The following is a 21,202-nucleotide window of genomic DNA, read 5'->3' as shown; positions in this document are numbered from 1 at the left end:
AGCGAACATTATCCTTGCGGATACCTTCAGTCAACACCTGGTTAAGTTAATCATTCTTTAATCATTAGGGTTTGTCAGTTGATGCGGAACACCTGTTAGCCATATCCGCGCGCGTACGGTTTATTTATCGTAAATCGCGCAACGGTAGCCGTAATTGTCGTCGACGTCGTTACGCGATCCTGGGTGCGAAATATCTGCTGGGCCTTATTCCGCAGCGCTTTTCCAGGTCTGCGGCGTTATTTCCAGCTGCGTTTGCTGGTCCGAGAGCCACATTAATCCGTCCTGCAGCGTGGCCTGCAAGGACATATTGCGCGCCGCCAGCGTCGCCAGCTGCGCCATCTGGGCATCGTCAACAAAACGTACGCACAGGTTGCCGTGCTGGGACAACGTTGGCTCGACCTGCTGCCACCATACCCGCGCCGCCCGTTCGTTATAGGCATAAAGCACCACATTGCGCGCCACATGACAGGCTTTGCGCAAGCGCTTTTCTTCCGGCAGCCCCAGTTCAATCCACCATTCCGGCTCGCCGCGATCGTTACGTAACCATAATGCGGGTTCATCATCGGCGCTGAGGCCGCGGGTGAATTCCAGGCGATCGTCGGCATGATAGATCCATGCCAGCAGCCGCAGCATCATGCGCTGCGGGGTTTCCGAGGGATGCTGGGCCAGCACCAGGTTGACATCGGAAAAATAATTCCGGTCCATATCGGCGATGTTGACCGCCGCTTTATGTACAGTCGCTTTTAACGCCATGGCGGTTCCGTAGGATATGTGTTGGCTGGCAGTGTACCTGACATCACCGCCAGACGGCCAGAAAAGCGATAAATACATCATGTCGGCGCTATTAATTCCTAAACCATTTATTCCAGGGATAGGGGCGCTCTGTGCTATAGTCTGATAAGGAAATACTGTTGAACGATGTAGGCGGGATGAGCGGCGGATGAAAATCGCACTTCTTCCTCCCTCAGGGAACAGGCGGTATTTACCGCCGTAACAAGTAGGTGAGCTATTATGTCAACGAATGAAGAATATCAACCCATTAATTGCGATGATTACGATAATCTTGAGCTCGCCTGTCAGCGCCACTGGGTCCTCACTCTGACGCTTAAGAATGGAGATGCCGTCGCCGGCGTGGCGCGCGATATGATCTCAAGAAAGCATGTCGAGTATCTGGTTATCGACGAGGCAGGCAACAGTCACGAACTGCGGCTGGACCACATTGCCAGTTTCACCCATCCCGAACTCGGTACGGTGGTGGTTAGCGAATAACCACCCTCTACTTTCCTTTTCCTGACGGGCAGTAGTGTTTTACTTCCCGTTAGCGTCGTTTCCATAGCGCCTATCCGTTAACATCTGACCCATATCGCCAGCCTGGCGGACCCATTGCAAAAACAGTCCCGTTTCGCCCTCTTTGGCCTCCCCCTCCCGGGTGATGAAAATGCCCGGCGCGGCGATCAGCTGTTCATTGTAATACACCAGCGGAGTACGCTCGCGCTGCCAGGGCGCGATGCCCAGCTCCTGCCACAATTTTTTTATCGATCGCCCATGGCGCCGCCCGACGATATGCAAGATGCCCGCGGCGGTAAACCGCACGCTTACCCGCTCGTCCGCCTGCGGCCGGCGTACCGGCGCGCCGCCCGCCCCCTGGCGCAGCATGCCCAGATCCTCCGGCAGCGACAGCGGACGCCCCGTATCCTCCCATGTCAGCACCCGCTCCCTGAGCGAGGGCCAGAGCGGCAGGATGAATAATCGTTGACGATACCGCCGTATTTGCCGCTCCCCCAGCCGCAGGCTGGGCTCGGCGTCCCGACGGCTTTGCGCCACTTCGGTCCAGATCCGGTCCAGCTGCTCTCTCGAAGGCATGGCTATTTCGGCCGATGCCAGCCAGCGGCGCAGGACGGCCCCGCGCCGGACGGCGCTCATGGTCAACATCGGCGCCAGATCCAGGGAATTATCCGCTGCGGTTAATTGATGCAGCGTCTCGCCGAGCAGTTCGTCGAGCAGCGTTTCCTGCTCGGCGCAAAGCCTCGCGCTGCGCGCCGCCGCCTGGCTGAAATGGGGCCAGCGCCGTTTCAGCAGGGGGATGATGCGCAGGCGCAGGAAATTACGATCGAAGCGCTCGTCCTGGTTACTCTCGTCCTCGATCCAGCTTAGACACCGGCTTTCGGCGTAATCACGCAGCCGCGCGCGGCCGATATCAAGCAAAGGGCGTAGCAGCTCATGTCCATGGAAGGGCGACGCCGCGGCCATGGAGGATAATCCGGCCGGTCCGCTGCCGCGCTTTAACGCCAGCAGCAGCGTTTCGCCCTGGTCGTCCTGGTGCTGGGCGGTCAGCAACGTCTCCCCGGGCAGGAGCGTCTGCGCCAACGCCCGGTAACGCGCGCCGCGCGCCGCCGCCTCGATGCCGCCGTCCGCGGCGTCCACCCGCACGTCTATGCGCAGGAAAGGAACCCGCAGGCGCAGGCATAACGCCTGGCAATGCAACGCCCACTCATCAGCGTGGGCGCTCAGCCCATGATGGATATATACCGCGCGCAGCGCGAGATCCGGTATCTGCTGGCTGCGCAGGCACGCCAGGGCATCAAGCAGCACCGTGGAGTCCAGTCCGCCGCTCAGCGCCACCAGCGCCGCCCTGCGCCGACCAAGCCGCAGGGCGATATGGCGGCAAAGCGCGCCGCTGGCGTCAGCCAGGCCGGCGACACTATCCCGCCGGGTCTGCGGATCCCCCGGTTTATGCTTCATACAGTTCCAGCGGCAGATCGTCGGGATCGGCAAAAAAGGTAAAGCGCCTGCCGGTGAGGGGATCGATGCGGATCGGTTCACAATTAACGCCGTCGATATTCAGCGCGCTGATAGCCGCGGCCACATCCTCCACGCCGAACGCCAGGTGGCGCAGTCCGCAGGCTTCCGGGCGGCTGACCCTGGCCGGTACGTTGGGAAAGCTAAACAACTCGATCACATAGTCGCCGTTGAGCGCCAAATCCCCTTTCCAGGAGTCGCGTTCGGCGCGATATACCTCGCTTAACAACATAAAACCCAGTATTTCGCAATAAAACGCCTTACTGCGCTGGTAATCCGAAGCGATGATGGCGATGTGATGCACGTGTTTTAGTTTAAGCATCGGCGTTTTCCTTTTAAGCCCGTTTCTGCGCATTACCTGGGGTTTATCACCCGGCATCCAGAGGCAATTTACCACAATATGCCATATCCCGCCCACGCCCCATGCTCGTTGCCTGAGCGGGATATGCTGCTGGCCGGCGTCGCGGCCGGCCCAGCCACGCCCGGTAAAAGATGCACAAAACGCTCACGCCCGGCGTATTGTCTGGAATTACCCAAGCCATTGTTTTAGCATTTGGTGAAATAATATACACCATTATTCAAACACCGTTTTTCCAGCAGGTAACCCTATGACAAATGTGCTGAATACATTACTTAAACCGTTGAGCATTGCCAGGCTAAATCCGATGGCGGAGGTGGCTGTAGATAATAAATCAGATATTGTTAAGGGTGTTTTCCGGCAATCAACCGTAGCGCATCAATTTACGCCGGTGGCTATAAATGGCCATCGTCCATCGGCCGGATTTCCTCGCGGCCCGATCGGCGGATTGCGCAATATGTACCTGAAAGCGGGAATGAAAGCGCTGACCAAGATAGGGAACAAGCGGGGCGCCAAACGGTTCGAAGCCATGCTCGAAGATGAAAGCGGCGACAATAATAATGCAAGCACGCCCGCAACCGACAAGGATATCATGGCAATCCTGGCGTTGAAAAAAGATATCACCGATTCCCTGACCACCAGTTTAAAGCAATATTACGGCTGCTCGTCTAGAACAGCCCAGCGCGAAGCAAAAACCGTCCTGGAAACGTTAAGTAAAGAAATACTCAATAATGCGCACTGGGAGACTATCCATGACAGCTTCAGTTTTGACGGCAAAACGTTTGACAGTACGTTAATACCCGCCGGCCAGATAAAACTCGGCGAGAAGGATATTTTCGCCACCGGATATGATGATAAAGGCGTTTGCAGCAAGTCCAGCGATGAAACCACCCATGCGGTGAATCTTTGGATCTCGCGGTTTTCGGCGCGGGATGATGATCAACGCCCGTTGTTTACCGGCATACGCCACGGCGTACTGAGTCCCTACGAGCTGGAGGCGGGCAGCGCCGAACGCCGACAAGGCGCGCTGAACCGGGCCAGGGAGGTGGTGGCCGCCGCGCTGTACCTGCATCCGGAAAAAATGGCCGCCGCGCTGAAAGGTGATAAGGTAGACCTGCCGTTAACCTCATCAAGCCTGCTGACGCCCGTGAATATCGCGCCTTCCACGGAAAAATCCCAGTTGCGCGACCAGATGTCGGCCTGGAACGAACTTGGCGCCGGCCCGGCAGTGATACCTATCAGGGATGGTAAAGGCAACGTGGTGCCGGTCACCGTCCGGCTTGATATCGCCGCCTTTAATTTCGGGGTAAACGAGCCGGCGTTGGGATGGCTAAAGCTGGGGCATGCCTACTCCGATAAATATAATCACCTGGCCCTGGCCAAGCTGCTCGGCCGGGATCTTTCCCCGGGTTCGCCGCATGGAGGTTGGGTGGGACAATATCTGGCCTCCCGGCCCGCCAATGCCGAACGCGTCAGGGCGCTGGCAGCGGAACTGAAGCTGATCTGGGCGAAGAAGTTACACCATGCAGATAAAGGCGAGCCGTATAAGGCCGCCATGCGCGTGGCGTTATTATCCAGTGAAATCGGCGTTACCCCCTGCTGGAACTGCAAGAGCGGAAAAGACCGTACCGGCATGCTGGATGCGGAAATAAAGCGCGCAACCGCCGGCCACGCCCTGGGCATGGGCACTGATAGCGGCGCATTGGATATGGGCGGCCGGCAATTAATGCAGGCGGTGATGCTTAACAGCGGTAATATGCAAATACAGCAATATAATACCGGCGTGCCCGGCAATAAATCACTGAAAAACAATAAGCTCGCCAACGTGCTTATTGGCGGATTGACCTTGCGCGATCGCATCGGCAACCCTGAAATAGCCAATCTGGCGAAAGGCCTTTCCGATTATGTATAGGAGGTACCATGGAGGTTTTTTTGCAAGGGTTGTATGACCGCTATAAAATTGTGCCCGGTGAAGAGAATGTGTTATGTATCAATGAAGATACGTTGATTTATTTTTCTGATGGCGACAATGGCATAACCTTGCTCTGTCCCTGTTTTCCACTGCCGACCCAACAGATGGATTTAATTGAACTATTATCACTGAATTGCAAAAGCGACATTAACTATTGCGCGTCCGAGGGTATTATCCTGGCAAAATTAGTATTAAGCCCGGAGGATGATTTTGATAACATCATGGACAAATTTGGTTTTTATGTTTATGAAATTGCCTCCGCCAGGGAATATTTCGGCCACGGCCGGCGGGATGAATTAGCGGGCGCGTTTTCCTGAAAAGACAGGCCAAGGGCGGCACGACATTTTAATATCTTGCTGTCGCCGGCAACATCATCGTCCCGCCGGTCCGCTTCCGCGGGGTGAGGCTATGCTCACCCATTCACCGCGCCGATATTCTACACTTCAGGCTGTAATGTCGGTTTTCAGTACCCGCACCAGATAACGACCGTCCTCGGTCAGCTGGGCGCCGTGGATATCGGTTTCAAAACCCGGATAATGGATGCCGATGGTGCACAGCATGATCAGGAAATCCAGCACGCCGCGGCTTTGCTCGGTGATCATTTCACCCGGCATCACCACCGGCACCCCGGGCGGATAAGGCAACAGCATATTGGCGGAAATGCGTCCCAGCAGGTCCGGCAGCTCCACCGTCTCCACGTTGCCGCGCACCTGTTGCTGAAAGGCGGCATGGGGCGTCATTTTCATTTCCGGCAGCACGTCGAAGGCGCTTAGCATCAAATGCGGCAGCCGGTGTTGACGAATCAGGCGGTGAATGCCCTGGGCGAGATCCTGGATGCGCATATTGCGATAGAAATCGGGATCTTCGGCAAACAGATCCGGCAGCATATTCCTGACGCGCAGATTCAGGTCGTAGGAGCGTTTGAATTCGGTCAACCCACGCAGCAGGCTCATGGCCTTGGTTTTGTCGATACCGATGCTGAACAGGAACAGTAGGTTATAGGGACCGGTTTTTTCCACCACCACGCCGCGCTCGTCGAGGAATTTAGCCACCAGCGCCGCCGGTATGCCCTCTTCGGCCATAGTGCCGAACTCATCCATGCCCGGCGTCAGTATGGTGACCTTGATCGGATCGAGATACATATGATCGGCATCGGCGTTGTTAAAGCCGTGCCATGGCGCGCCAGGCTCGATAGGCCAGCATACCGCCTCCTCGATAATTTCCGGTTGCCAGATATCAAAGAACCACCCCTCCGACTCCTCGCGCAGCCGCTGCACCTCTTTGCGAAAATGCAGCGCCCGTTCGATGGAGCGCAATATCAGCCGCCGCCCGGGCTTGCCCCGCACCATCGCCGCCGCGGTCTCGATTGACGCCACGATGCCGTAATTCGGCGAGGTTGTCGTATGCATCATATAGGCTTCGTTGAAGGTGCGTTCGTCATAATCACCTTTAATATGAATCAACGAGGCTTGGGAAAATGCCGCCAGCAGCTTATGGGTGGACTGGGTTTCAAAGATTACCTTGCCGGGTATGCGTTCCCCGCTCATACCGCTCTTGCCGCGGTAAATCGGGTGGAAATTGGTATAAGGCACCCAGGCGGAGTCAAAGTGAATCGAATGCACATCCAGCGTTTCTTTAATATATTGCGTGTTGTATAACAGCCCGTCATAGGTTGAATTGGTAATAACCGCATGCACCGGCCAAGTGGCATGGGGCGTTTGCGCCACTTTTAAGGCGATGCTTTCCCGGCTGAACTCGCGTTTGGGAATGCCGCCCAGGATGCCGTAGGCATTGCGGATCGGGCACAGGTAGATCGGCACGATGTCGCTCATCATCAGCAAGTGCGTCAGGGACTTGTGGCAGTTGCGATCGATCAGCACCGTGCTGCCGGAAGGCGCGGCATACATCCCCACCATCTTATTGGCGGTGGAGGTGCCGTTGGTCACCATATAGCTTTGCTCCGCGCCAAAGATGCGGGCGATAAACTCTTCCGCCTCAAGGTGCGGGCCGGAATGATCGAGCAGCGATCCCAGTTCGGTCACCGAGATCGAGACATCCGCTTTCAGGGTATTGGCGCCGAAAAAATCGTAGAACAGGCTGCCTACCGGGCTTTTTTGATAGGCGGTGCCGGCCATGTGGCCGGGGGTGCAAAAGGTGTATTTACCTTCTTTCACATAGTTGAACAGCGCTTTGGTAAACGGGGGAATAATAGCGTCGATGTATTCGTCGGTATATTGCCTTATGCGGATGCTGATATCGTCGGCTACCCCCAGCCCGTACTCAAAAAAGTACAGCACCATGCGCATCTCGTTCAGGCTGACGTCCAGCGACGAATGGGTGTTGATAAACGCGTAGAGCGGCAGGTATTCATTCAGTTCGTTGATCTCGATGCAGAGATCCATACTGTACTGATCCCAATCGAAAATCACCCCGCAAATACGGGGATTTTGCTCGATAAGCTTGACCAGATCGCCGCTCGAGGTGGGATAGACCAATTGAAAACCCTGGGTTTTCAGCGCTTCATCCAACTCCCGGATGGGTTCGTTTTTATAAAATACCCGCTCCGGACTTAATATTGCAATGATGTTCATTCAGCCGGTCCTTTTAGCCTAAGGCTGTTTCACTTGAAACGGTCGCTTAAAAAGTTCTCTCAAAATTCCCGCGGCATTTTTCCAGGAAATAACGCGGCCCATCAAGCCGCTACCTGTTAAGCATAGCCGACTTAGATGGCCGCCGTGCTCCACGCCAGCCATTGGCCGGGCGCGGCCCATGCAAAACACCCCGCGAGCAATACGCCCGCGGGGTGTTTGGGTATTAACAGCCCGACGATGGGGCCATAACGGCCGCCACAGGCCGCCGGGGCCGTGATGATATCAGCAGTAGCCGTAACTCATCAGACGCTGATAGCGCCGGTTCAGCAGCTCTTCCTCACTCATCTTGTCCAGCTCGGCCAGATCCGACAGCAGCTGCGTTTTTAATGACGCCGCGATAGCCAGGACATCACGATGCGCGCCGCCCAACGGCTCGGGAACGATGCTGTCGATAAGCTCCAGTTCCTTGAGACGCGGCGCGACAATGCCCATCGCCTCGGCGGCAATCGGCGCTTTATCGGCGCTTTTCCACAAAATGGACGCGCAGCCTTCCGGTGAGATCACCGAGTAGGTGCTGTATTGCAACATATTGACCTTATCACCGACGCCGATGGCCAAGGCGCCGCCGGAGCCGCCCTCGCCGATAACGGTACAGACGACCGGCACGCGCAACCCGGGCATTTCGCGCAGGTTGTGCGCGATGGCCTCGGACTGGCCGCGTTCTTCGGCGCCCACGCCCGGATAAGCGCCAGGGGTGTCGATAAAGGTCAGCAGCGGCAGGTTAAACCGGTCGGCCATTTCCATCAGCCGTAAGGCTTTGCGGTATCCTTCCGGCGCCGGCATGCCGAAGTTGCGCCGGATTTTTTCTTTGGTTTCGCGGCCCTTTTGATGGCCGATAATCATCACCGGCCGGCCGTCGAGGCGCGCCATGCCGCCGACGATGGCTTTGTCGTCGGCATAGGCGCGATCGCCGGCCAGTTCATCGAAGTCGGTGAAAATATGTTGGACATAATCCAGCGTGTATGGCCGGCGGGGGTGACGGGCCAGTTGGGCAATTTGCCAGGCCCCCAGATCGGAGAAAATTTTACGGGTCAACTCCACGCTTTTTTCACGCAGGCGCTGCACCTCTTCATCCAGATTAATATCTAATTTTTCGTCTTGACGGCTGACTGCGGTCAGCGAGTCAATTTTCGCTTCCAGCTCTGCAATCGGCTGTTCAAAATCAAGAAAATTCAGACTCATAGTATTCCTATATTAGTCAAATTCCAGTTCTACCTGTTCGTTGCCTACCAGGGTACGCAAATCATTCAGCAACCGGTCGGTCGGCGTGACACGCCATGTCGCGCCGAATCGCAACCTGGCGCGAGCATCTTCGCGTTGATAATAAAGATGCACTGGAATCGTCCCGGATCGATGTGGTTCCAACGATTGGCGGAGACGGTTTAAAAGCTGGTCATCAATTTGCCTGTCAGTCAGCGAGATAGCAAGACCTCGGGCATATTTTTCGCGTGCTTCGCTGATATCCATCAGTTCACGGGCGGTCATTTTAAGACCCCCGTTGAAGTCATCAAAGCTGACCTGTCCCAAAGCGATCAGGATACGGTCTTTTTCCAGCAAATGCTGGTATTTTTCCAGCGCGTCCGTGAACAGCATCACGTCCAGGCGGCCGGAACGATCGTCAAGGGTCAGCACCCCGATACGATTGCCCCGTTTGGTCACCATGATACGGGCGGAAAGCACCAGGCCGACCGCGGTAATCATCTTGCCGCGATCGGTGGGATGCATATCCTTCAGGCGTATGCCGCCGGCATAGCGCTCAATCTCGCGCAGATAACGCGTAATGGGATGGCCGGTCAGGTACAGCCCGAGGGTTTCGCGCTCACCGTCCAGCACCACATGTTCCGGCCAGGGCGGCACGGTGCTGTAGGACGCTTCCACCGCTTCCGGCGCGTCGGCCAGCACGCCGAACATGTCCCCCTGCCCGATGGCTTCCGCCCTGGCGTGCTGATCCGCCGCCTTGAGCGCATCGCCGAGGGAGTTCATCAACGCGGCGCGGTGCGGCCCGAGCCGGTCGAACGCCCCGGACATAATCAGCTTTTCCAGCATGCGGCGATTAAGCTTTTTAATATCGGTGCGGGCGCACAAATCAAACAGCTCTTTGAAATGGCCGTCCTGGTTGCGGGCGTCGATAATCGCCTCGATCGGCCCCTCGCCCACGCCTTTGATCGCCCCGATGCCGTAGACGATTTCACCTTCGTCATTGACGTGGAAATGATACTGCCCGCTGTTGATATCCGGCGGCAGCACCTTCAGGCCCATGCGCCAGCATTCATCCACCAGCCCGACCACCTTTTCGGTGTTGTCCATATCGGCGGTCATTACCGCCGCCATAAACTCGGCCGGATAATGCGCCTTGAGCCACAGCGTTTGGTAGGAGACCAGCGCATAGGCGGCGGAGTGGGATTTATTAAAACCGTAGCCGGCGAATTTTTCCACCAGATCGAAGATTTTCATCGACAGTTCGCCGTCGATACCGTTTTTTTCCGCCCCTTCCTTGAAAATGGAGCGCTGTTTCTCCATCTCCTCGAGTTTCTTTTTCCCCATGGCGCGGCGCAGCATATCCGCCCCGCCCAGGGTATAGCCGGACAGCACCTGGGCTATCTGCATCACCTGTTCCTGATAGAGGATAATGCCGTAGGTCGGCTCCAGCACCGTGCTCAGGGATTCATGCTGCCATTGGATATCCGGGTACGAGATCGCCTCGCGTCCGTGTTTGCGGTCGATAAAATTGTCCACCATGCCGGACTGCAGCGGACCGGGACGGAACAATGCCACCAGGGCGATCATATCCTCGAAGCAGTCGGGCTGCAGGCGCTTGATCAGATCCTTCATGCCGCGTGATTCCAGCTGGAATACCGCGGTGGTTTCCGAGCGCTGGAGCATATCGAAGCTTTTTTGGTCCTCGAGCGGGATGGCCGCGATATCCACCGGCTCCAGCCCGTGCCTGGCCCGGCGGGCGTTGATCATCTCCAGCGCCCAGTTAATGATGGTCAGGGTGCGCAGCCCCAGAAAGTCGAATTTCACCAGCCCGGTATATTCCACGTCGTTTTTATCGAACTGGGTGACCGGGTGATTGCCTTCGGCATCGCAATACAACGGGGCAAAGTCGGTGATCCTGGTCGGGGCGATAACCACCCCGCCGGCATGTTTACCGGCATTGCGGGTCACGCCTTCAAGCTTGCGCGCCATGTCGATCAGCGCCCTGACCTCTTCGTCGGCGTCGTAAATGGCCTGCAGCTGCGGTTCGGCGGCGAAGGCTTTTTCCAGCGTCATGCCCGGGTCGGGCGGCACCAGCTTGGAGATGCGGTCGACAAAACCATAGGGATGCCCCAGCACCCGGCCGACGTCGCGGATCACCGCTTTGGCCGCCATGGTGCCGAAGGTAATAATCTGCGATACCGCCTCGCGGCCGTAGGTTTCGGCCACGTGATCGATAACCAGGTCGCGTTTTTCCATGCAGAAATCGACGTCGAAGTCGGGCATCGAAACACGTTCCGGATTCAGGAAACGTTCGAACAGCAGATCGAACGCCAGCGGATCGAGATCGGTGATCTTCAGGGCGTAGGCCACCAGCGATCCCGCGCCCGATCCCCTCCCCGGACCTACCGGTACGCCGTTATCCTTCGACCACTGGATAAATTCCATCACGATCAGGAAGTAGCCGGGGAACCCCATCTGGTTGATCACCCCCAGCTCGATTTCCAGACGCTCATCATAGGGCGGCCGCTTCTCGACACGCACCTGCTCGTCCGGAAACAGGAATGCCAGCCGTTCCTCCAGTCCCTCATGGGAACGGGCCACCAGGAAATCCTCGGTGGACATATCGCCGGTGGGAAACTGCGGCAGGAAATATTCACCCAGCCGGATGGTGACATTGCAGCGCTTGGCAATCTCGACGCTGTTTTGCAGCGCCTCCGGCAGATCGGCAAACAGTTCGCACATCTGCTCTTCGCTACGCATAAACTGCTGCGGGCTGTAATTACGCGGCCGTTTGGGGTCGTCCAAGGTAAAGCCGTCATGGATCGCCACGCGGATCTCATGGGCGTCAAAATCGTCTTCGCTGATGAAACGCACATCGTTGGTGGCCACCACCGGCAGCCCGCGCTCGATGGCAATGGCCACGGCGGCGTGCAGGTAGCTTTCCTCATCCGCGCGGCCGGTGCGCGTCAGTTCCAGATAATAACGATCGGGAAAATACTGCTGATAAAACGCCAGGCACTGATCTGCCTGCGGCATATTGCCGCGGATAAGGAACTTGCCGACGTCGCCCTTGCGCCCGCCGGAAAGCAACAGCAGCCCTTCGTTATGCTTTATCAGCCAGTCCCGGTCGATTATCGGTCCGGCGGCGCCGTAGCCGCGCTGGTAGGCCTCGGAGATCAATAGCGTGAGATGCTGGTAGCCGACGTTGTCGGCCGCCAGGATGGTCAGTTCCGCCATCTCTTCGCCCAGCATATCGCTTTGCACCAGGACATCAGCGCCGACGATGGGCTTGACCCCGGCCCCGTGCGCGCTGCCGTAAAACTTCACCAGGCCGCACAGGTTCATGAAATCGGTAATCGCCAACGCCGGCATGTTCAGCGCCGCGGCTTTTTTAACCAGCGGGCCGATTTTGACCAGCCCATCGATCATGGAGTAGTCGCTGTGAACGCGAAGGTGAATAAAACGTGGTTCGGCCATTATCTTGCTACCAAAAGTTGGTTTTTGTGGTGAAGACCCGAATTCCGCCGGGGTACCGACCTTGTCATGCCAGTCCCAGTACCCGTTTTACCGGCGCGAAGCTTCGACGATGATGCACCGTGGCGCCGTGGAGCGCCAGTTTTTCCAGATGGAACGCCGTCGGATAACCTTTATGCCGGGCAAAGCCGTATTCAGGGAACTCGAGATCCAGCAAGGCCATCTCCCGGTCGCGCGACACCTTGGCCACGATGGACGCCGCGCTGATTTCCGCCACCCGGCTGTCGCCTTTGACCACCGCCAGCGCGGGCATGGACAACAGCGGGCAACGGTTGCCGTCTATTAACACATAGTCCGGCGGGATATTCAGCCCCAGGACCGCGCGCTGCATCGCCAGCAGGGTGGCATGGAAAATATTCAGCCGATCGATTTCCGCCGCTTCGGCGCGTCCCAGGCTCCAGGCCAGCGCCTTGTCGGTGATTTCGTCATATAGCGACTCGCGGCGTTTGGCGCTGAGCTTTTTAGAATCCGCCAGGCCGGCTATGGGGCGCGCCGGGTCAAGGATGACCGCCGCGGTCACCACCGCGCCGACCAGCGGGCCGCGTCCGACTTCATCAACGCCCGCGATGCGGGTCGCCAGTGGATAAATAAATAATTCCCTCATGATTTACCGCGACAGGACAGGTTGCGCGATGAGTTTCAGCACCGCCTGGGCGGCCTGCTCATCGGCGTTACAGCGAATCTGCCGATGCAGGTCGCGGAAAGTTTCTTTTAGCGTCTGGCTGTGAAAATCATTTTTTAACAAGGGCGCCAGCGCCGCGGCCAGCTTGTCCGGCACGCAATCTTCCTGCAGCAGCTCCTTGACCAGCTCACGCCCCGCCAGCAGATTGGGCAGCGAGACATAAGGCGTCTTCACCAGGCGCCGCGCCAGCCAGAAGGTGAAAGGTTTCATCCGGTACCCCACCACCATCGGACATTTGGCCAGCATGCACTCCAGGGCGGCGGTGCCGGAGGCCAGCAGGGCCGCGTCGCTGGCCACCATCGCCTCGCGCGCCCGGCCGTCGAGCAGGCGCACCCGAAGATCGGGCGCCACCCGGTCCTTGATGGCGCCAAACTGCGCGCGGCGGCGGGCGTTAACCAACGGCACCACGATGTCAAGGCCGGGATATTGGGCGCTTAGCAGCAGGGCGGTATTAAGGAAATCGGCGCTGAGCATCTCGACTTCCGCGCCGCGGCTGCCGGGCAGCAGGGCCAGGCAACGGGCATCCGGCGCAATGCCCAGATGTTGCCGGGCCGCCGCCTTATCCGGGTCCAGCGGCATGGCGTCGGCCAGGCTATGGCCGATAAACTGGCAGGGCACGTTGAACCGGTCGTAAAAGGCTTTTTCAAACGGCAGGAACGCCAGCACGTTGTCGGTGGCCCGGCCGATTTTAAACACCCGTTTCTGGCGCCAGGCCCATACCGACGGACTGACGTAATGGATGGTGCGGATACCGCGCTGCTTGAGCCGGCCTTCCAGGGTAATATTAAAATCCGGCGCGTCGATACCGACAAATACCGCCGGGCGCAGCGCGCTGAAGCGGCGGGTGAGATCGCGGCGGATTTTCAACAGCCGCGGCAGCCGCCCGACCACCTCGACGATCCCCATCACCGCCAGCTCTTCCATTTCGTACCAGGTTTCACAGCCCTCGGCCTGCATGCGCGGGCCGGCAACGCCGACAAAACGGGCGTCGGGCAGGTGCCGCCTGAGGGCGCGAATCAAACCCGCGCCAAGGACATCCCCTGATGCTTCGCCGGCCACCAGGCCGATAACCACCGGAGAGGCCTGCATGATCAGCGGATAATGCCCCGTTGCGAACGGGCCAGGAAATCGGTAAAGGCCGCGACCACCGGATGCTCGATCGCCATGGCGTCGAGTTCGGGTTTCACTTCGTCAAGGGTCTTTCCGCTGCGGTAAATAAGCTTATACGCGGCGCGAATGGCGTGCTGGGCTTCCTTGTCGAACCCCCGGCGCTTCAGGCCTTCGATATTGACGCCGAACGGAGTGGCGTGATTGCCCTGGGCAATGACGAACGGCGGCACGTCCTGGGCCACCCCCGAGCAACCGCCGACCATGACATGGGCGCCGATGCTGCAGAACTGATGCACCGCGGTCAGGCCGCCGATAATGGCGTAATCACCCACCGTCACATGCCCGCCAAGGGTGGCGTTGTTGGCCAATATACAGCGATCGCCGATGACGCAGTCATGGGCGATATGGGCATTGATCATCAATAAATTATCGTTGCCGATTTTGGTCACTTCCCCGCCCTGGGCGGTGCCGCGATGCACGGTCACGCTTTCGCGGATGCTGTTGCGGTCGCCGATTTCCACGCGGGTGGGCTCACCGGCGTATTTCAAATCCTGGTTGACTTCGCCTATGGAGGCGAATTGGTAAATCAGGTTATCTTCACCGATTTTGGTGATGCCGTTGATGACGATATGCGACTTGAGCACCGTACGGGCGCCGATTTCGACCCGCGGGCCGATAAAGCAAAACGGCCCGACCTGTACGCCGGCATGAATTATGGCGCCGTCTTCAACTATGGCGCTGGGATGGATAAAGGCGGATTGATCAATCACGTTTTCAGGACTCCCGACGACGGGCGCACATCATCGACGCTTCGCAAGCGATCTCGCCGTCCACCTTGGCAACCCCTTGGAAACGAGCAACTCCGCGGCGCTCTTTGATAAATTCGACTTCAAGGATCATTTGATCGCCGGGTTGCACCGGACGTTTGAAGCGCGCGTGATCCACTGCTGCAAAATAGTATAGCTCACCCGGTTCCAGCTTACCGACGCTCTTAAAGGCCAGGATACCCGTTGCCTGCGCCATTGCTTCCAGGATTAACACACCGGGGAAAATGGGTTTGCCGGGGAAGTGTCCCTGGAAAAACGGCTCGTTGAAAGAAACGTTTTTCACCGCGCGCAGGAATTTCCCCTTCTCGAAATCCAGCACCCGGTCCACCAGCAAAAAAGGAAAACGGTGAGGCAATAATTCTAATATCTCTTCTATCTGCAGAGTATGAGCATGAGTGTCAGTAGTCAAAATACTCTTCCTGTCTAAAAAAACGATGGCATTAACAACACGGCCTGCAACAATCCCATGGAGGATAATTTAGCAGGCCGCAAATAAAAAATGTCTTCATCAGGCTCAATGTGCCTGAACGCGCATAATTATCACTATCTGGCGAAGGCGATTAGTTTTTTGCCGAGTTTCGCTCGATAGCTTTCAACCGCTTGCTGATCTCGCTGATATTCATCACTAATGCTGCGGTCTTACGCCATACTTTATTCGGCTGCAACGGAATACCCGAAGAGTATACGCCTGGTTCAGTGATTGGCCTCATCACCATTCCCATGCCGGTGATCGTCACTTTGTCGCATATTTCCATATGGCCGTTGATAACGCTGGCGCCGCCGATCATGCAATAGCGGCCGATTTTCAGGCTGCCGGCCATGATGACGCCGCCGGCGACCGCGGTATTGTCGCCAATTATGACGTTATGCGCAATCTGGCACTGGTTATCGATGATAACCCCGTTGCCGATAACGGTGTCGTCCAACGCGCCGCGATCGATGGTGGTGCAGGCGCCAATCTCAACCCGATCGCCGATTTGCACCGTGCCCAGCTGCGGGATTTTTATCCAGTTGCCGCGATCGTTGGCGTAACCGAAACCATCGGCGCCGATAACGGTGCCCGACTGTATCAGGCACTTTTCACCGATACGGACTTCATGATAGACGGTGACGTTGGCCCATAACTGGGTACCCGCCCCGATTTTGGTATTTTTACCGATAAAACAGCCCGGGCCGATAACCACGTTATCGCCCAATACCACGCCGGATTCGATAACCGCGTTGGCCCCGACGGCCACCTGGCTGCCCAACCGCGCGGCGGCGGAAATCACTGCGCTGGGGGCGATATCTTGCGCGGCGGCGGGGGTGGTGTTCATCAGCTGCGCCATATAGGCGTAAGTCAGGTAGGGATTTTTGACCACCAGCGCGGCGCATTGGCAGTAGGGCAGGTCGGCTTCGGTAAGGACTACCGCGCCGGCCTGGCATGAAGTAAGTTTTTCACGAAAACGGCTATCAGCCAGAAACGTGATTTGGTCCGCCTTGGCGGAGCCCATGGAGGCAATGCCGGTGATGACGAGTGAGCCATCACCGTGCAATTGTGCATCCAACTGCTGCGCTAAATCAGCAAGTCGAATTGATGACATGACTTATTTAACCTGTTTTAACACATCGGCAGTAATGTCATTGGCAGAACCGGCATACGCCACGGCGTTGGCATCAATGACGATGTCATAGCCTTGCTTGGTGGCGACGGCTTTCACCGCATCCTGGATACGGCTCAGGATTTTATTGCGTTCTTCACCCTGACGGCGACGATTATCTTGTTCAAAAGCCTGTGCCTTACCGGAGAAGTCTTCACGTTGAGCCATCACGTCTTTCTCCAGACGGCTGCGGTCGGCGGCTTTCATGGTAGAGCCGTCACGTTGCAGACGCTGCATCTTAGTCTGCAAATCTCGTTCCTGGGCTTGCAGGTCCGTTGCACGGCCTTTGAACTCATTTTCGAGTTGTTTAGCGACAACAGCGCGCTGAGGAGACTGCTGAAAGATATTGGCAATATTGACAACAGCAATTTTATCAGCAGCTTGCACGCTGGCTGAGGCAGCCAATGCTAATCCGAGGCCCGCGGCATACAACCACTTTTTCACTATAAACTCCTTAACACTACATTTAAGTTTGAAAACATTTCAACGCGGCAGGAACAGATTCCAGTGCCGGCGGCATGGCCGCCGATACTCCTATTCAGGCCCTGTTCGCTGCCTTGCCAGGTGCCTGCGCTGTGAATCTAGGTAATGTTACCACGTTTTACCGATATTAAACTGGAACTGCTCCGCCTTGTCACCGTCATATTTTTTGACCGGCTGGGCATAGGAGAAGACCAATGGCCCGAGCGGCGACATCCACTGCAGGGCAAAACCGCTTGAAATACGGATATTGCCCGGGTTGCTGTAGTCGGGTATGCCGTATGCCCGCGTCTGGTCGGTGTTTTCCCATGACGTATCCCAAACGGTGCCGCTATCCACGAACAGCGAGGTGCGCACCGAGTTGGCATATTTCGGGCTGATAAACGGCGTCGGCACGATAAGCTCGGCGCTCAGCAACGCCATGGCGTTGCCGCCCACGGCGTCGCTGGATTTATCCAGCGGACAACCGCTTAACGAGGACTCGCTGCCGCCGCACTTATAATACGCCGCTTTCGGTCCGATGGTATTGGACCGGAAACCGCGCACGGTGCTGGAACCGCCGGCGTAGAAGTTATCGTAGAACGGCATTTCCTTGTCGCCGATGCCGTCGGCGTAGCCGGCGCGGCCCCGGCCCATCAGCACCCAATTGCCGGAATCGGTCAGCGGCAGGTAGCTGGTGGTATCAAAGGTCACCTTGTAGTATTCGTTATCCGAACCCGGCACGGTGACCTTACCGGTCAGGCTGGCGCTCGTACCCGAGGTGGGGAAATAACCCCGATCGAGATTGCTGTAGCTCCACCCGGTGGTCAGGAAGAAATCATTGGCGCTGAAATCAGCATCGTCGTCTTTATTTTCCCCGGCCACGACCTTCGGTTGGAAGCCGGTGGATTCCAGGTAACGCCACATGGCAATCTGCGGATACATATTCGACAGATCGTTATGGACATAATCCATACCCAGGCGCAGTGAGCTGGTTTCACTGATCGGGAAGCCGAGCGTGGTGCCCAGGCCATAACTCTTGTTGGTGTAATCCGACAGATCGGCGTTATCGGCGTCAAAGTTATTATAGAAAATACGCCCGCCCAGACTGACGCCGTCCACGGTGAAGTAGGGGTCGGTCATGGAGAGTTCGGCGTAGGTCTGATAGTCGTTCTTGGTGCCGCTGAAACCAACGGAATTACCGGTGCCCAGCCAGTTGTCCTGCTGTATGCCGAACTGGAAGCTGACGCCGCTCTCGGTGCCGAAGCCGACGCCGAAGTTGATGCTGCCGGTGTTGCGCTCTTTCACCTTATAGGTGACGTCCACCATATCGTCGGTACCGGCGACGCGCTGCGTATCCACGTCGACCGTTTCAAAATACCCCAGGCGGTTCAGGCGTTCCTTACCCTGGTCGACCAGGTTGCTGCCAAGCCAGGCGCCTTCCATCTGGCGCATCTCGCGGCGCAGCACCACGTCCTTGGTAATGTCGTTGCCTTCGAACTTCACATGCCTGACGTAATAACGGTTGCCCGCGTCTACGCTGATATGCAGCTTGACGGTTTTATCGGCATCGTTGATTTCCGGTTGGGTGACCACGCGCGGATACGCATAGCCGTAGCGACCCAGCAGTTGCTTGATGTCGTTTTCCATTTTGGTGACTTTGGCGCCGCTGTAGAGTTCGCCCGGCTTGACACGCGCCAGGGCATCGATTTCAGCGGAATGGCCGGCCAGGTTACCGTTGACCACGGTGCCGGACAGCTTGTACTGGGCGCCTTCGGTAATGTTCAGGGTAATATAGATACCCTTCTTATCCGGCGTCAGGCTCACCTGGGTCGAGTCGATATTAAAACGGGCATAGCCCCGGTCCAGGTAGAAGCTGCGCAGGGTCTCGAGATCGCCCGCCAGTTTCTGTTTCTGGTATTTGCGATCGCCCACCACGTTCCACCACGGCACTTCATCCCGCAGTTGGAAGCGCGACACCAGTTCATCGGTACTGAAGGCATGGTTGCCGACAATGTTGATCTGCTGGATCTTGGCGGAAACGCCTTCGGTAAACACCAGTTTCAAATCTACCCGGTTACGCGGCAACGGCGTGACAACGGCTTTCACCGACGCGCTGTATTTGCCGACGCTGTAGTAGAAATCCTCAAGCCCTTTCTCGATGTTGGAAATCGTGGTGCGGTCCAACGCTTCGCCGACGCGCACGCCGGAAGCCTCGAGATTCTGCTTGAGCATATCCTCCTTCACCGCCTTGTTGCCGGAGAAGGTGATACTGGCAATAGTGGGGCGTTCCTTAACCTGGACGAGCAGTGTGTCTCCATCACGCAGCACCCGGACATCCTCGAAGTTCCCGGTGGCAAATAAGGCGCGGATAGTATTGCCGATATCTTCATCACTGGCCGTGTCTCCGACACGAACCGGCATACTGAGTAACGCCGCACCGACGGCGACCCGTTGCAGTCCTTCGAAATGAATGTCCTTCACTACGAACCCGTCTGCACCGTATACGGTGGCGCTGCTAAGAAGCAGCGACGCTATGAGCAACTTTTTCATCGCCATCGTGGTTATGCGTTCTTCCTAACATAATCCCCGGCGCTAGAGCCGGGAGAAATCATTGAAAAGAGCAAGGCCCATTAACAACACCAGCAAAATCGAACCGATGCGATAACTGAAATCCTGCACTCGTTCGGAAACCGGCCCACCCTTAAGCTTTTCTATCGCCAGGAAGAGCAAGTGACCACCATCTAACACCGGTAACGGGAACAGGTTGATAATACCCAGGTTAACGCTGATCAGCGCCAGGAACATCAGGTAATAAATCAAACCATATTCCGCTGACATCCCCGCGCCCTGGGCTATTGAAATCGGCCCGCTCAGGTTGTTCAGCTTAACATCTCCCGTTACCAGTTTGCCCAGCATACTGACCGTCAATTTCATCAGTTGCCAGGTTTTTTCGCCAGCCTGCGTAACAGCGGGAAACAGGCCGTACTGGCGTATCGTTTTATATTCCTCGGGCAACGGCGTCACTTTCGGCACCACACCCGCGAAGCCTTCCACTTCGCCTTTACCTACCGACTTCTCGTCGGGAACCAATGTGACCGGCAGGCTTTCACCCTGCCGGTCAATTTCCAACGCCAGCGGTTTGCCGGGATTATCCCGCACCCGCATGACAAAGTTCTGCCAGCGGCCGATGGGTTGACCATCGACTTTAACGATCCTGTCGCCGGCTTGCAAACCGGCTTTCGCCGCCGCCGACGCGTTTTGCACCTCGGCCAGCACCGGTTCTATCTGCGGACCACGGGGAATAATCCCCAGCGCAATGATAGGATCCTGCTTATCCGGTTCAAAATTCCACGCGCGCAAATCGAGAATCTTCCGTTCTACATGGGAAGAACCGAAGGGCGCGACGCCGACGCTGGTCTGGCTGTCGCCGATCTTGCCGATCAGCTCAAGCCGCACCGAATCCCAGTCAGGCGTTTCGATGCCGTCAACCGACTTAAGTTCCATGCCGGGCGAAATTTCCGCCTGCGCGACGATAGAATTGGGCGTGACCTCACCGATAACCGGGCGAAAACTCGGCACGCCGATTAAAAATACCAGCCAGTAGGCAAACACCGCAAAAATAAAGTTGGCGATGGGGCCGGCGCTAATGATGGCGGCGCGCTGCCAGACCTTTTTGTGGTTAAATGCCTCGTGCCGGCGTTCGGGCGCCACGGTATCCACCCGTTCGTCCAGCATTTTCACATAGCCCCCGAGGGGGATTGCCGCGATGACATATTCGGTGCCGCGTTTATCCCGATGCCGCCACAGCGCGCGGCCGAATCCGATGGAGAATCGCTCCACCGTCACGCCGCAGCGGCGGGCCACCCAAAAATGGCCGAATTCGTGCACGGTGATCAATATACCCAACGCAACGATAAACGCGGCGAGACTCCAGAGAAAGTGCAACATGATAACTCCTGGCCCCTCG

17 protein-coding genes are annotated in these 21,202 nt (G+C 57.1%); 3 read left to right on the top strand and 14 right to left on the bottom strand.

Translation table 11 applies throughout. The annotated features are described in order from the left end of the window. Positions 1 to 204: 204 nt before the first annotated feature. Positions 205 to 753: a YaeQ family protein gene (locus GRH90_RS22845; RefSeq protein ID WP_162368283.1), complete on the bottom strand. Its 549-nt coding sequence runs from the start codon at positions 751 to 753 to the stop codon at positions 205 to 207. A gap of 258 nt (positions 754 to 1,011) precedes the next feature. Here GRH90_RS22845 and rof point away from each other — a divergent pair, with 258 nt between their 5' ends. Next, positions 1,012 to 1,269 (top strand): Rho-binding antiterminator, encoded by a 258-nt coding sequence (rof, locus tag GRH90_RS22840; RefSeq protein ID WP_162368282.1) that lies wholly within the window; start codon positions 1,012 to 1,014, stop codon positions 1,267 to 1,269. Positions 1,270 to 1,308: 39 nt separating this feature from the next. Here the strand turns inward: rof and tilS are convergent, their stop codons facing one another. Continuing rightward, positions 1,309 to 2,742, bottom strand: coding sequence for a tRNA lysidine(34) synthetase TilS (gene tilS / locus GRH90_RS22835; protein WP_162368281.1), 1,434 nt, complete (start codon positions 2,740 to 2,742; stop codon positions 1,309 to 1,311). Then, positions 2,732 to 3,121, bottom strand: coding sequence for a VOC family protein (locus tag GRH90_RS22830; protein WP_162368280.1), 390 nt, complete (start codon positions 3,119 to 3,121; stop codon positions 2,732 to 2,734). The genes tilS and GRH90_RS22830 overlap by 11 nt, the downstream gene beginning before the upstream one ends. A 493-nt stretch (positions 3,122 to 3,614) precedes the next feature. Between GRH90_RS22830 and GRH90_RS22825 the strand changes: the two genes are divergently transcribed. After that, positions 3,615 to 5,069, top strand: coding sequence for an inositol phosphate phosphatase SopB (locus GRH90_RS22825; protein ID WP_162368279.1), 1,455 nt, complete (start codon positions 3,615 to 3,617; stop codon positions 5,067 to 5,069). Positions 5,070 to 5,077: 8 nt separating this feature from the next. Next, positions 5,078 to 5,446 (top strand): hypothetical protein, encoded by a 369-nt coding sequence (locus GRH90_RS22820; protein ID WP_162368278.1) that lies wholly within the window; start codon positions 5,078 to 5,080, stop codon positions 5,444 to 5,446. A 126-nt stretch (positions 5,447 to 5,572) separates the two neighbouring features. Here the strand turns inward: GRH90_RS22820 and GRH90_RS22815 are convergent, their stop codons facing one another. The 11 genes from GRH90_RS22815 to rseP all read right to left on the bottom strand — a co-directional run bounded on the left by GRH90_RS22815 (position 5,573) and on the right by rseP (position 21,183). Beyond that, positions 5,573 to 7,720: a lysine decarboxylase LdcC gene (locus GRH90_RS22815; RefSeq protein ID WP_162368277.1), complete on the bottom strand. Its 2,148-nt coding sequence runs from the start codon at positions 7,718 to 7,720 to the stop codon at positions 5,573 to 5,575. A 282-nt stretch (positions 7,721 to 8,002) separates the two neighbouring features. Next, a complete protein-coding gene (gene accA, locus GRH90_RS22810) occupies positions 8,003 to 8,962 on the bottom strand; it encodes an acetyl-CoA carboxylase carboxyl transferase subunit alpha (protein WP_162368276.1) in 960 nt (319 codons plus the stop codon). A gap of 12 nt (positions 8,963 to 8,974) precedes the next feature. Then, positions 8,975 to 12,457 carry a DNA polymerase III subunit alpha gene (dnaE, locus tag GRH90_RS22805; protein ID WP_162368275.1) on the bottom strand — a complete coding sequence of 1,161 codons (3,483 nt, stop codon included), beginning with the start codon at positions 12,455 to 12,457 and terminating at the stop codon, positions 8,975 to 8,977. Between the two features lie 64 nt (positions 12,458 to 12,521). Beyond that, the gene (gene rnhB / locus GRH90_RS22800) at positions 12,522 to 13,118 is read right to left on the bottom strand and encodes a ribonuclease HII (RefSeq protein ID WP_162368274.1); all 597 of its coding nucleotides are present in this window, start codon (positions 13,116 to 13,118) and stop codon (positions 12,522 to 12,524) included. 3 nt (positions 13,119 to 13,121) lie between these two features. Continuing rightward, a complete protein-coding gene (lpxB, locus tag GRH90_RS22795) occupies positions 13,122 to 14,285 on the bottom strand; it encodes a lipid-A-disaccharide synthase (RefSeq protein ID WP_162368273.1) in 1,164 nt (387 codons plus the stop codon). A gap of 2 nt (positions 14,286 to 14,287) precedes the next feature. Continuing rightward, complete coding sequence (lpxA, locus tag GRH90_RS22790; protein WP_162368272.1) at positions 14,288 to 15,076, bottom strand: acyl-ACP--UDP-N-acetylglucosamine O-acyltransferase; 789 nt, start codon at positions 15,074 to 15,076, stop codon at positions 14,288 to 14,290. A gap of 4 nt (positions 15,077 to 15,080) precedes the next feature. Continuing rightward, positions 15,081 to 15,542, bottom strand: coding sequence for a 3-hydroxyacyl-ACP dehydratase FabZ (gene fabZ, locus GRH90_RS22785; RefSeq protein WP_162368271.1), 462 nt, complete (start codon positions 15,540 to 15,542; stop codon positions 15,081 to 15,083). A 151-nt stretch (positions 15,543 to 15,693) separates the two neighbouring features. Continuing rightward, positions 15,694 to 16,716, bottom strand: a complete 1,023-nt coding sequence (gene lpxD, locus GRH90_RS22780; RefSeq protein ID WP_162368270.1) for a UDP-3-O-(3-hydroxymyristoyl)glucosamine N-acyltransferase — start codon at positions 16,714 to 16,716, stop codon at positions 15,694 to 15,696. Between the two features lie 3 nt (positions 16,717 to 16,719). Beyond that, a complete protein-coding gene (gene skp, locus GRH90_RS22775; protein ID WP_162368269.1) occupies positions 16,720 to 17,217 on the bottom strand; it encodes a molecular chaperone Skp in 498 nt (165 codons plus the stop codon). A gap of 147 nt (positions 17,218 to 17,364) precedes the next feature. Then, positions 17,365 to 19,791 carry an outer membrane protein assembly factor BamA gene (bamA, locus tag GRH90_RS22770; RefSeq protein WP_162368268.1) on the bottom strand — a complete coding sequence of 809 codons (2,427 nt, stop codon included), beginning with the start codon at positions 19,789 to 19,791 and terminating at the stop codon, positions 17,365 to 17,367. A 36-nt stretch (positions 19,792 to 19,827) separates the two neighbouring features. Next, positions 19,828 to 21,183 (bottom strand): sigma E protease regulator RseP, encoded by a 1,356-nt coding sequence (gene rseP, locus GRH90_RS22765; RefSeq protein WP_162368267.1) that lies wholly within the window; start codon positions 21,181 to 21,183, stop codon positions 19,828 to 19,830. Between the last annotated feature and the right edge of the window lie 19 nt (positions 21,184 to 21,202).

The sequence above is a fragment of the Acerihabitans arboris genome (assembly GCF_010131535.1).
Classification (GTDB): Bacteria; Pseudomonadota; Gammaproteobacteria; order Enterobacterales; family Enterobacteriaceae; genus Acerihabitans; species Acerihabitans arboris.
The sequence above is the reverse complement of the archived record's forward strand: the minus strand, read 5'-3'. Positions and strand labels throughout refer to the sequence as shown.

Bases quoted from the DNA above. Each gene is read 5' to 3' on its own strand.
- accA (WP_162368276.1), bottom strand. From the start codon at position 8,962: ATGAGTCTGAATTTTCTTGATTTTGAACAGCCGATTGCAGAGCTGGAA.
- lpxB (WP_162368273.1), bottom strand. From the start codon at position 14,285: ATGCAGGCCTCTCCGGTGGTTATCGGCCTGGTGGCCGGCGAAGCATCA.
- tilS (WP_162368281.1), bottom strand. From the start codon at position 2,742: ATGAAGCATAAACCGGGGGATCCGCAGACCCGGCGGGATAGTGTCGCC.
- rnhB (WP_162368274.1), bottom strand. From the start codon at position 13,118: ATGAGGGAATTATTTATTTATCCACTGGCGACCCGCATCGCGGGCGTT.
- GRH90_RS22815 (WP_162368277.1), bottom strand. From the start codon at position 7,720: ATGAACATCATTGCAATATTAAGTCCGGAGCGGGTATTTTATAAAAAC.
- rof (WP_162368282.1), top strand. From the start codon at position 1,012: ATGTCAACGAATGAAGAATATCAACCCATTAATTGCGATGATTACGAT.
- GRH90_RS22830 (WP_162368280.1), bottom strand. From the start codon at position 3,121: ATGCTTAAACTAAAACACGTGCATCACATCGCCATCATCGCTTCGGAT.
- rseP (WP_162368267.1), bottom strand. From the start codon at position 21,183: ATGTTGCACTTTCTCTGGAGTCTCGCCGCGTTTATCGTTGCGTTGGGT.
- bamA (WP_162368268.1), bottom strand. From the start codon at position 19,791: ATGGCGATGAAAAAGTTGCTCATAGCGTCGCTGCTTCTTAGCAGCGCC.
- GRH90_RS22820 (WP_162368278.1), top strand. From the start codon at position 5,078: ATGGAGGTTTTTTTGCAAGGGTTGTATGACCGCTATAAAATTGTGCCC.
- GRH90_RS22825 (WP_162368279.1), top strand. From the start codon at position 3,615: ATGTACCTGAAAGCGGGAATGAAAGCGCTGACCAAGATAGGGAACAAG.
- dnaE (WP_162368275.1), bottom strand. From the start codon at position 12,457: ATGGCCGAACCACGTTTTATTCACCTTCGCGTTCACAGCGACTACTCC.
- lpxD (WP_162368270.1), bottom strand. From the start codon at position 16,716: ATGTCATCAATTCGACTTGCTGATTTAGCGCAGCAGTTGGATGCACAA.
- GRH90_RS22845 (WP_162368283.1), bottom strand. From the start codon at position 753: ATGGCGTTAAAAGCGACTGTACATAAAGCGGCGGTCAACATCGCCGAT.